16 protein-coding genes are annotated in these 10,816 nt (G+C 32.8%); 6 read left to right on the top strand and 10 right to left on the bottom strand.

Going from position 1 to position 10,816, the window contains the following annotated elements; genetic code table 11:
- On the bottom strand, positions 1-187 hold a 187-nt coding region (locus BD31_RS04250; RefSeq protein WP_008298998.1), incomplete at its 3' end, for a hypothetical protein.
- Between the two features lie 102 nt (positions 188-289).
- On the opposite strand from BD31_RS04250, the gene BD31_RS04245 reads away from it, so the two are divergent.
- A complete protein-coding gene (locus tag BD31_RS04245; RefSeq protein ID WP_306459941.1) occupies positions 290-1,144 on the top strand; it encodes a DUF6775 family putative metallopeptidase in 855 nt (284 codons plus the stop codon).
- Here the strand turns inward: BD31_RS04245 and BD31_RS04240 are convergent.
- Complete coding sequence (locus BD31_RS04240; RefSeq protein ID WP_008298926.1) at positions 1,141-2,049, bottom strand: lactate/malate family dehydrogenase; 909 nt, start codon at positions 2,047-2,049, stop codon at positions 1,141-1,143. The two genes, BD31_RS04245 and BD31_RS04240, sit on opposite strands and share 4 nt — an antisense overlap.
- A gap of 13 nt (positions 2,050-2,062) precedes the next feature.
- Positions 2,063-2,494 (bottom strand): universal stress protein, encoded by a 432-nt coding sequence (locus BD31_RS04235; protein ID WP_052319562.1) that lies wholly within the window; start codon positions 2,492-2,494, stop codon positions 2,063-2,065.
- Positions 2,495-2,651: 157 nt separating this feature from the next.
- On the opposite strand from BD31_RS04235, the gene BD31_RS04230 reads away from it, so the two are divergent.
- A complete protein-coding gene (locus BD31_RS04230) occupies positions 2,652-3,506 on the top strand; it encodes a CBS domain-containing protein (protein WP_008298919.1) in 855 nt (284 codons plus the stop codon).
- A 47-nt stretch (positions 3,507-3,553) separates the two neighbouring features.
- Here BD31_RS04230 and BD31_RS04225 read toward each other — a convergent pair whose 3' ends face one another.
- Complete coding sequence (locus tag BD31_RS04225) at positions 3,554-3,985, bottom strand: universal stress protein (protein WP_008298977.1); 432 nt, start codon at positions 3,983-3,985, stop codon at positions 3,554-3,556.
- Positions 3,986-4,095: 110 nt separating this feature from the next.
- Here BD31_RS04225 and BD31_RS04220 point away from each other — a divergent pair, with 110 nt between their 5' ends.
- The 3 genes from BD31_RS04220 (at position 4,096) to BD31_RS04205 (ending at position 6,302) form a co-directional block, all read left to right on the top strand.
- Entirely contained in the window at positions 4,096-4,533 is a 438-nt protein-coding gene (locus BD31_RS04220) for a CBS domain-containing protein (RefSeq protein WP_008299024.1), read from the top strand.
- A 47-nt stretch (positions 4,534-4,580) separates the two neighbouring features.
- Complete coding sequence (gene trxB / locus BD31_RS04215) at positions 4,581-5,582, top strand: thioredoxin-disulfide reductase (protein WP_048097436.1); 1,002 nt, start codon at positions 4,581-4,583, stop codon at positions 5,580-5,582.
- Positions 5,583-5,828: 246 nt separating this feature from the next.
- A complete protein-coding gene (locus tag BD31_RS04205) occupies positions 5,829-6,302 on the top strand; it encodes a hypothetical protein (protein ID WP_008299043.1) in 474 nt (157 codons plus the stop codon).
- A gap of 2 nt (positions 6,303-6,304) precedes the next feature.
- Here the strand turns inward: BD31_RS04205 and BD31_RS04200 are convergent, their stop codons facing one another.
- The 6 genes from BD31_RS04200 to serB form a co-directional block, all read right to left on the bottom strand.
- A complete protein-coding gene (locus BD31_RS04200) occupies positions 6,305-7,297 on the bottom strand; it encodes a cysteine synthase family protein (protein WP_008298952.1) in 993 nt (330 codons plus the stop codon).
- A gap of 7 nt (positions 7,298-7,304) precedes the next feature.
- Positions 7,305-7,541, bottom strand: coding sequence for a sulfurtransferase TusA family protein (locus BD31_RS04195; protein ID WP_008298931.1), 237 nt, complete (start codon positions 7,539-7,541; stop codon positions 7,305-7,307).
- 134 nt (positions 7,542-7,675) lie between these two features.
- Positions 7,676-7,924 carry an Lrp/AsnC ligand binding domain-containing protein gene (locus tag BD31_RS04190; protein WP_008299014.1) on the bottom strand — a complete coding sequence of 83 codons (249 nt, stop codon included), beginning with the start codon at positions 7,922-7,924 and terminating at the stop codon, positions 7,676-7,678.
- Between the two features lie 73 nt (positions 7,925-7,997).
- Entirely contained in the window at positions 7,998-8,933 is a 936-nt protein-coding gene (locus BD31_RS04185; RefSeq protein WP_008298950.1) for a PHP-associated domain-containing protein, read from the bottom strand.
- A gap of 25 nt (positions 8,934-8,958) precedes the next feature.
- Positions 8,959-9,684 (bottom strand): coenzyme F420-0:L-glutamate ligase, encoded by a 726-nt coding sequence (gene cofE / locus BD31_RS04180; RefSeq protein WP_008298946.1) that lies wholly within the window; start codon positions 9,682-9,684, stop codon positions 8,959-8,961.
- Between the two features lie 35 nt (positions 9,685-9,719).
- Positions 9,720-10,370: a phosphoserine phosphatase SerB gene (gene serB, locus BD31_RS04175; protein ID WP_008298969.1), complete on the bottom strand. Its 651-nt coding sequence runs from the start codon at positions 10,368-10,370 to the stop codon at positions 9,720-9,722.
- 104 nt (positions 10,371-10,474) lie between these two features.
- Between serB and BD31_RS04170 the strand changes: the two genes are divergently transcribed.
- Entirely contained in the window at positions 10,475-10,765 is a 291-nt protein-coding gene (locus BD31_RS04170) for a hypothetical protein (RefSeq protein ID WP_008298923.1), read from the top strand.
- Positions 10,766-10,816 lie beyond the last annotated feature (51 nt).

Below are 10,816 nucleotides of genomic sequence, written 5' to 3'. Positions count from 1 at the left end.
TTTCCGGAGTATCAGAAATAGTACGTACAGGTTCTGTTTCTAAAGGCGGAGTATCATCTAGAGCAGTTGGAATATCATGTGAGAAATCATCATCAAATGTCACTTCATTAATAGTCGGATATGCAATTACCCCCATTAAGAAGACAGTTATCGAAATTCCAGTAATTATCAATAGTCTAGTTTTCATTTTTCCGAATTAATCATCTCAAATAAGACATGTTCCTATGACTTCTATTTTAGTTGAATTATCTGAAAATGCTATTTGCAATGTTCTGTATGTGGAAGGGGTTTGGAAGTTGTTTATATACAAAATTCGTCTAATCCTTTAAAAAAATTAGACGTTAGAAAGATAAATCATCAAAACGTATCTTTTTTGTTGAAAATTTCTAAAATTATTCTGTATGATGAGCCCACTGTTCCCGAAATTCAGATAGTAGAAATAAAGAAATTCATCATCAACACATTTCCAGTAACAGTGGAAATAAGAGACAATTTCTTCAAAAATCTTGATGAAAGAAAATTCGAAGAGATTGCAAGTACCAGAATATTTGATTTGAAAAACCCATTTCAAAAACACACACCAACAGTGGAGGAAATAAAAATTGAAATAGAAAATACAGACATGTCAGAAAATGAGGAGAAGATACTATATGATGGATTTGAATTCCATAAGAAAGTTGCCGAATTTATCCCAATAAATGAAAATGATCTTTATACGCTCCATATCATTTTTACAAATAAAATTACATGTACATTTGATGATGGTGATTTTAGATATCACGCAAGAGCATTAATTGGATCAAATCCGATGATTATTTCAACGACAGGAATGATAGAGGCACCTGCAAAACCAAAAAAGTACTATTTGGAACTAATGACAGAGTTTACAGACGAAAAAATTGAAGAATTGAAAAAAAAATACAAAGGTGAATTTTTAGAATATCATGATTCGAGATTATCTGAAATTGCAAAGGGGTATATTTTACAGGCAATAATGTATTATGAAACAGGAGATGCATTCTGCGATAATTCAGATTGTAGATTATATAATGCACATTGGCAAAAAGATCTTTTTCATACTCAAATTGAAAACAAAAAATTTTGCAATAAGCATCAGAAACTATTTGAAGAACTCAAAAATTAGATACTCAATGAACTTAGTTGATCTTTAATCTTTTTGGACGATGCCCTAATTAAATTAGATTCAGATTCATCAAGTGTAATAATTTGAATTTCAGAAACTCCATTTTTATCGATTTTAACAGGAATGCCCATCGCAACATTATTTTCACCATATTCACCTTCAAGAACTATAGAAGCAGGAATAAGAATTTCTTTTGAGTTAAGAATAGTTTCAATTACATCATAGGTTTGTTTGGCAATGCCAAATTGAGAACGACTCTTGTAGATTCTTAATTTCTTCCAATAATTCCGAATTTCATTTGTCATGGTAATTTTTTCAGTAGCATCGAGCATAGAGGATAATGCATTACCATCAACAGAAACACCAGAAAAGATAGGAATCATGGAATCACCATGTTCACCAATAACAAGTGCATTAGAAATCAATGATTGAGGCATAGCAAATTTTTTGGAAATCAAGTATCTGAACCTGCTGGAATCTAAACTAGAAGCAATCCCTATTACTTTGAATCGAGGAAATAAAGTTGCTTTTTGAAAAACATATGTTAGAACATCTAGTGGATTTGAAATTAATAAAATTATGGCATTGGGACAATATTGTTTTATTTTTTTTGCGATATCTCGAATAGTATCTACCTGAGATGTCATATTTTCAGATCTATTTTTCAAGTACACACCTGTGCTTGCAGTGATTACAACAATTTTGGAGCCAATAATTTTTGAATAATCAGATGTTCCTCGGATAGAAAACTCAGAATTAGAAGGAATTGCATTGGAGATATCCAATGCTTCACCTATCGCTTTATTTTCATTACGGTTAACTAGTAAAACATCATCTAAAACATGAGACATGCAAAGAAATGCAATAGAACTGCCAACTCGGCCGCTACCTATAATTGAAATCAATTACACCACAGATTTACTTGACAATAAGCACAGGACACCTTATTCTTTGAGATACGCCGTTTGCAACACTACCTAAAAGTAGCTTGTCAAGACCGGTTCGTCCATGAGAGCCAATTACAACAAGATCATGTTTACGAGATTTTGCAAATGTAACAATATCATTAACCACGGATTTTGAAGTAATAATACTAGAAGAGATAGAAACATTGTTTTTAGATGCTAAAGATTCTAGATCTTCAAGGTGTTTTTTCGAGACTTTTTTCTGCTTTTTAATTAGTTCAGAATCAGCTCTTGCATCGTAATATTTGTGATGCCAGGCATCACCCTCAATGCAAGTAAGTAATGTAATTTTAGAATCATATTTTTTTGCAATATCTAATGCCATTTTAAAAGCCCTTGTAGACTGACTAGACAGATCAAAAGGTACAAGGATATTCTTAAACATAATTTTCAACAGACCCTAGGAATGATAATTTTTGAAGATTATTCATATCTATCCCATATAAAATGGAAGTAAATATCTTTTCAATAATTACCAAATATGATTTTCAACAGTGATATCGTTAGTGACATATTTATCAAATTAAAAAAACAGTGTTTTTGTGGACGTAAAAGATTTGAGATTATCGGAGTTTATTTCAAAGCCAATTACCGTAAGTCCAAACGCCACTCTAATGAAAACAAGAGAAATTTTGTTAAAAAACAAGGTAAAACGAGTGATAATTCTAGATAAAAAAACACCAGTGGGGGTAATCACTGAGAGAGACATTGCTAAAAAAATTTATGAATTAGGTACAAAACCGATTAACTCAGTAAAAGCAAAAGAATTCATTCAAAAAAAAATATTTGTATTGACTAAGGAAAATTCAGTCCAAGAATGTGCAAAAATGATGAAAAAACATAGAATTAGTCTAGTAATTGTTGTAAATGAGGATAAAACACTGAACGGGATTGTAACAGAAACAGATCTTGTCAAAGTGTTCCTTACAAAAGAATCCACGCAAATAAAAACTTCAGAAATAATGAAAAAGGAAGTAATCACTGCACAACCAAGTGATCCCATACTTTATGTTGAAAGTTTATTGATAAAGTATGGAATCTCCAGAGTCATCATAAAAAGAAACCAGAAACCAGTAGGAGTAATTACGTTCAGGGATTTCGTACCAGCAAAGATTCCACAATGGATTGCAGAATCTGCAGACCCAAAAGAAGTGCAGGAATATAAATTCAAAAAAGGTTTAGAAGAAATACATTCAAATCAAATGAGTTACTTGTTTCCATTTCATGCCACAGACATAATGTCACCAAACCCAATTACAGTAGAAATGAACAAGGACGTAAAGATTGCAATAACACTGATGATCAAATATGACATTAGTGGACTTCCAGTAGTCAACAAATCAAAACTGGTGGGAATTATCACCAAATCAGATATTGTGAATGTCTTAGCGCAATAATGTTATGACGCATCAAGGAGAAAAATCAAGTCAATATTGCGAAATACTTATTTTACAATCAATACAGGTTTTTTGGATTTATGTAAGACATAATTAGAAACACTACCTAAGAATAGTTCTTTGGCAGATCCAAGTCCACGTGCACCAATCACAATTAAATCGATTCTGTTTTTAGAATTGTTTGCAAAACGAGCAATGTCATATCCAGGATCCCCCGATATCGCCTTTCCAGTTAACTGAATTCCTTTTTTTGCAGCTCTAACCTTTGCATCTTCAAGTAATTTTTTTACTTCAGTCATAGAATTAAAATCCAGAAATCCTAGTGGATGAATGGCATATATTCCAGGTACGGATTTTACGGCCAATGCAGTAATAGTCCCTTGAGATTGTCGTGCAATATGAATAGCCATATCTAACCCCCGAAGTGAATTTTTTGAACCATCAAGAGGAACAAGTATTTTCTTAGTTTTTATCACCATAAATTACATCAGAATACTTTGAATTTTAAGACTACAGTGATTATCTAGATTGATTTTCAATCATGATAATTTAGAATTTACATCATATAATTGATAAATAATAACACGGCATGCACAGTACATTTGTAAACCAAATAATGAGTAAAAATGTTTTAACTCTGGATAAATCTGTTTCATTACAAGAAGCAGCAGAAAAGATGAGAAGTCTAAAAGTTGGGTGTGTAGTAATTTTAGATGATAAAAGTCCAATTGGGATTATTACAGAGCGGGATTTTGTAACTAAGGTTGCCGCGGAAGGAAGACCATTATTTACAGAAATTTCAGAAGTAATGTCATCACCGTTAATTACAATTGACGGTGAAGAAACAATTTGGGAAGCATCTGAATTGATGAAAGAGAAACAAATTCACAAACTACCTGTCAAAGAAAACGATCAGATTATAGGAATTGTAACCACTACAGACATTGTAAAAATATCTAGTGTAGGATCAGATTCGGAAATGCGTAGAATATGTGATCAGATACTTTTGAGAATGAAAAACGAGTAAACATAAGGGATATTCACTTAAATTATTGAAATTAATAGATCCAACACATGATGGCAGCAGATGCAGGTGCAACAGTGTTAGAAACAAATGATGACAATCCAAAAACACCTGATAAAAGTAAAACAAAATTTGATGTGGTAATCATTGGTGCAGGGCCTTCTGGATACACTGCAGGAATTTATTGTTCAAGAGCAGGTTATGATACTTTAATTTTATCTGGAATACTTCCAGGAGGTCAGCTAGTCAACACAACAGAAGTTGAGAATTATCCTGGATTTGAAAATGGGATAATGGGCCCAGATTTAATGATCGATATGCGAAAGCAATCACAGCGAATGGGAACTACCATTATCGATGATGAAGTAGTAAATGTGGATTTCAGACGAACACCATTCAAAGTTCTAACAGCATCAGAAGAATACGAGGCACGTGCAGTAATAATTGCCACAGGTGCAAACCCTAGAAAATTAGGACTGGAGGGAGAACAAACATTTGGAGGTAAAGGAGTGTCATATTGTGCAACATGTGATGGTCCATTTTTTAGAAATCAGGAAATCGTAGTAGTAGGCGGCGGAGATTCAGCTATTGAAGAAGCAACATTTCTTACAAAATTTGCAACAACGGTTCATCTAATTCATAGACGAAGTGAATTACGCGCTAGTAAAGTGATGCAAGAAAGAGCTCTTAACAATAACAAAATTAAATTTCATTGGGATTCAGCTGTAACAGATATCAAAGGAAATCAGAAGATGCAACAGGTAGTTATAAAAAATCTAAAAACAGGTGAAGAAACAACACTTGATGCAGGAGGTTTATTTGTGGCAATTGGACATGAGCCAAATACTAAATTATTCAAAAGTCAGATAGAGTTAGATGATGAAGGATACGTTGTTTTAAAAAACAAAACTCATACAAACATAGAAGGAGTCTTTGCAGCTGGCGATGTACATGATCGAAGTTACAGACAAGCAATTACAGCAGCAGGATTTGGTTGCATGGCAGCAATAGATGTAGACAAATATCTAACAGAAAGTGCAGACAAACAGTGATGAAAAATGCTCAATGCAAAAAATGCTTGAATAAATTTTATGAGAAAAATATCTACACAATCCAGCAATTCCAATATAGAAAAGAACCCACGTACAAGTGGTCATTAGAATTTTTTAAGAAGTTAGATATTAGTGAATGGGATTCATTTTGCGAGCAATGTATCACATATTACTCAAAAAAATCTAAAGACGCTTGGGAGAAATTTAAAATTTAAACTCTTTATTGGTAGTACTCAAACTAATCTCATGAGCCAAGATCCAGAAAATCTCAGAAAAGCAGTAAAAGAGCATGGCGAAAAATTAGCAAAATTAGGAATGAATCTAGGAGAAATACAATTCAGTTACAAAATAGAAGAAAAAACATCCAAGGATTATTGGCAAAACAGAATTGATGATTTTAAAAAATATCATCAAAAAGCATTAGAATATTACAATCAAGTGTATGCAATGATGAATCTAGTAAATAAAGAAGAATCACAAATGTTTCTATTGCGTACAAGTAAATTTCGTCAGTTGGCAGTAACTTTGATAGAGATTATGGAAAAAATCAAAGAAAATCCATCAATTATAGACCACAAAGACAAACAGCAAAGTCAATGGAGTAGAGAAATTAAAAATGAAATCATTGAACATAGCAACAAATGTTTGAGACATGAAATGGACATGAATTCTTTATTTAGGGAATTTTATGAGAAACAGTTGAAGAAAATGATAGAGTAAAGTCAGTATGCCAATTCAGACATATACTTGGCATCTTTTAATGAATTTTCAAATTCTTCCTCAGTCATAATGTTTTGAGCCGCATAAACACTTTTGAATTTTCTACCATCATCTGCAAATATTCCTACCACACATGCATTTTCTTTTATAGGATATTTTTTCATGCAAGCATAAACAGCCGCTGAAGAAGGACTGATTAATAATCTATCTTTTGCAAAAACTTCCTTTACAACTGAAAATGCTTCAGCGTTATCTACAGAAACCCAATCATCTACAACATTTTCTCTTTTTAGAAATAAGTCAGGTTTTGCAGATTCCTCAAAATTCCTCCACCCTTGAATCAAATGGTTCTGTTGTGGTTGGCATCCAATAATCTTAACATGAGGATTTTGTTCTTTAAGAAAAGTTCCAATTCCAGTGATTGTGCCACCAGTACCAACACCAGTAAAAAAATGAGTTACTTTACCATCAGTTTGTTTCCAGATTTCAGGTCCTGTTCCTTTGTAGTGACCCATAAAATTTGCTTCATTTGCATATTGATTTGGAGAATAATATGTGTCAGGCCTAGAAGATGCAATGGATGTTGCAAGTGCAATGCTTTGGTCAGTACCAGCCCCAACTTTTGGACATAGATCATCACTAGTTTCAAAAACCTTAGCACCTAAATTCCGAATAATGTCCTTAGTTTCATTACTAGCTTTTTCAGGAATTACTATCTCAACTTTATAGCCTAACAAATTTGCAATTCCAGTTAACGCAATACCGGTATTTCCAGAAGTGGGTTCAATTATGATACTTTGACCTTTTTTCAGAATTCCTTTTTCTTCACCGTCTTTGATCATCCAATATGCTGCTCTATCTTTAACAGACCCAAATGGATTATGACCTTCTAATTTTGCAAAATATTCTACATCGTCATGGGAAAGAGAATCTAATTTAACAAGAGGGGTGTTGCCAACACGATTTAACACGTCGGTATCACTAACAGTAGTCATAATTTGGTTATTTCACCTTTTTAATTTGAAAAGTAATAACATCTCCATTTTTAGACATGTTTACTAACTCATGACCATTTCTTGTGACCCATCTAGAGATGTCATCTTCAGCTGCAGGATCATCTGCAGATACAGTTAGTGTTTCACCTACTTGCATTCTTTCAATTTCAATTTTTGTTCGAAACACAGGTTCAGGGCAAAACAATCCAGTCGCATCTAATTTTTTTTCAGTTGATTCAGACATTGATATCTATTTCATCAAAGACGTTTTGTCATATTAAAATCTATACAGATTTTATACAAAGTGTGGATTTATCTAAGTACGTGTTCTTAAATTTTGAAAAATATTGAAACATGAAATGATTCAAAAATTTGAATTTAATCGTCGATTGACCCACCTTGACCATATAATATAGGTATGGTGTATGTGCTAGTGATATTTTCTACACGACGTAACGTTTCAATTATTTTGTCTAAACCAGATTCTGCATCATGATGTACTTTGAGAAAAATATCATATTTGCCCCAAATACCATTCACTTCAATTACACTATCCAAACTTTTTAGATGAGTAATAATTTCTTTTTCATGACCAGGTTCACATGTTAGTAAAATGTAAGTTTGCAATTCTAATCAGTATAGACATATCATGGATATAACTAATCTGGATTTTTAATTCATTAATAACACATTTTAGTTTTTACAATGCCATTTTGAACATTGTAGCGAGATTTCGGTCCCTCATAAAACTAGGATCATGATTTTGGAAATTGATTTTTTGTGAAATTCGTTTCATCAAATAGATTCCAATCTTATAAAATAAAGACCACATTGGACTGTTTTGATTTGAATCATAAATTCTCAACAATAGTGCAAAAAGCCATTTTTCATTTGGATAGTGTTCAGAAATGTAATCAGCCATGTATTCTCTGGATGTGTTAATTTTGTATCTAAGATGCTCAAGTGTTTCTGTTTGTTGTGCGTAACCTGTTTGAGATATTTTGATTTTACTACTTTTCATTGCAGATAAAATATCATCAAGATTATTTTCAGAATCAATTACATTCACACATCTTCCTAAAGTTGACAATACATGTGAATCACTTCCTGCAACTTGAGTCATATTATTATTTAATGCAAATTCGGTTGCACGGGCATTTGATATCACATCGATATTATTACTATTGAAAACCTCAACCATGTCACATTTTTTGGCATTATCACGTAATGCATCAAGTAAACTAAATGGATGTGGAGCAGATGATATACCACCTTGTTTTTTTACTTCGTCAATTACTTCTTCAAGTGAAAGTCCAGGTACAATAGCATCATGAATTCCATATGCCAAGATATGAGCGCCAGTGTCAATTGTAATCTCTTCTGCAGGGAAAACACCAATATTTTTGAATTTTGCATGATCCTTTTTGTATTCTAATAATTGATCATATCCATCAAGAGTATTATGATTTGTTACAAAAATTGCATCTAATCCTAAATCATGTGAGCGCACTAATTGATCTCGAATAGAAACATTACAATCGTAAGGAGGGTCTTCATTCCCAACATGAAAATTTGAAAAAGAATTATGGCAGTGTAATTCAGCATTGATTGGCAATTCAATTAAAATACGCTTCATTAGATAATAATCTTATTGAAGAGAATCATCTAAAGAGATCTTCATTTTCAGGGCGAATTAATTCATCTGTTATGTGTTCCTCAATGTTAAATTGATAATCACGTATGATTACGAAGGGACATTTCAGGGATTTGCCCATTACTAATTCTGCTGCAGAAGCAAGTTCATCAGCTATTGCAATTGCAGTTACTCGCAAAACTTTATCAAACGAATCAAAGGTTCCGGCATAATCTAAAATAGGATTCAGACCAGAAACTCCGATTGCACAATTTGTTTGGCCCATTCTAAATGGACGACCAAAGGTGTCAGAAATAATTACTGCGACATGTTTCTGAGTTTGTTCTAAGATTTTATTGCGAATATTTTGTGCAGATATATCAGAGTTCTCAGGCAACAAAGTAGCATAACCATGTTCCACATTACTTTCATCCACACCTGCATTTGCACAAATGAAACCATTATTTGTTTCAACAATAAGTATACCATGCCCCATACGGATTATTCGTTTGGACTCAGACAAAATTAATTCAGTTATTCTAGGATCTTTTTGATATTGAGAGCTTATGCCTTCTGCAAGTAATGAAGGGGTAACAGTAGACAGTTTAATTGACCTCCCCTCTTGTTTAGAAATAATTTTTTGTGCAACAACTATGATATCCCCCTCAAGAATTTTTTCAGAATTTAAAATCAAATCAGAAAGATCATCGGATGGAACGATCTCTTTTTCTACATGAATTGGAATAATTTGCAAGTAAAATATCTCATCAGAATGGACTAAAAAATCGTTTAGGCAGGGGTGGGAGTTTCTAATTCTAATTTGTAATGTTTGTTAATAATATCAAGGATCTTTGAGAGATCTTTTTCTTCCAAAGTAGTAGTAGCCAAATCTTTGACAATATCTTGAGCACGATATGCTATACCCAATCCACAAATGTCAAACAACTTTACATCATTTGCGCCATCTACCACACACACAATATCTTCTTTCTTCTCACCCCATTCAGCAATTTTGATTTTTGCAGATTTTGATTTGTCAGAATCAACATGAATTGTCACTCCATCAAGTTTTCCATCTTTAAAGATCAGATCATTAGAGTAAACATAGTCCAATCCCAATTCTTTTTGTAATCTATCCATCATTAATCCAAATCCACCTGAAACTGCCATGAGTTTCCAGCCAGCTGCTTTTAGAATTCTGCATGCTTCCTTTGCACCGGTCATAATAGGTAAAGAATCAGATACATCTTGACAAGTTTTCATGTCAAGACCTTTCAAGGCAGCAACTCTAGTTCGAAGCCCCTCTTCCCAGTTAATTTTACCTTGAATTCCTTGTTTAGTAATTTCCCAAATTTCATCTTCTTTGTGGAGTTTTTCTGCCAAAAGCGGCAAATATTCTTCGTCATACAAAACACCTTCAACATCAAAAATTATTAGCAATAGACTTCTGATTTGGAAAAAAATTGCTAATTATATTAAAGTTTAAACTTTTTTTAGATCAGAAAAACGCTAATAATAAATCACCGAGTGTTTTGAGAATACATATGGACGAGCTCGAACACAAATACGAAGTAGTAATCAAAGAAACGGAAGACAAGCAAAAACTACCAGAAGACGTCAAAGAAGAATTAAAAGCATCAGGAATGATGGATGACAAAGGTAAATTGAAACTAAAAGGAGTTAGCCCAAAAATGCTTAAAAAAATGAAACAAGAATTTGTAGAATGTCCAGTTTTAAAAGAAAATATTCAATTCATTCAATGTTTTGTATGTCCAAATTTCCAAAGCAGGGTTATGGGAAAAGTACTCTGTAAAGGCGACAAACTAAAACCATAAAACTCCATCCAAAATCATCACGAAAGGCTCATTAGTTAAATTAAATCTTGG

The sequence above is a fragment of the Candidatus Nitrosopumilus salarius BD31 genome (assembly GCF_000242875.2).
In the GTDB taxonomy this organism is placed as follows: Archaea; Thermoproteota; Nitrososphaeria; order Nitrososphaerales; family Nitrosopumilaceae; genus Nitrosopumilus; species Nitrosopumilus salarius.
The sequence above is the reverse complement of the archived record's forward strand: the minus strand, read 5'-3'. Positions and strand labels throughout refer to the sequence as shown.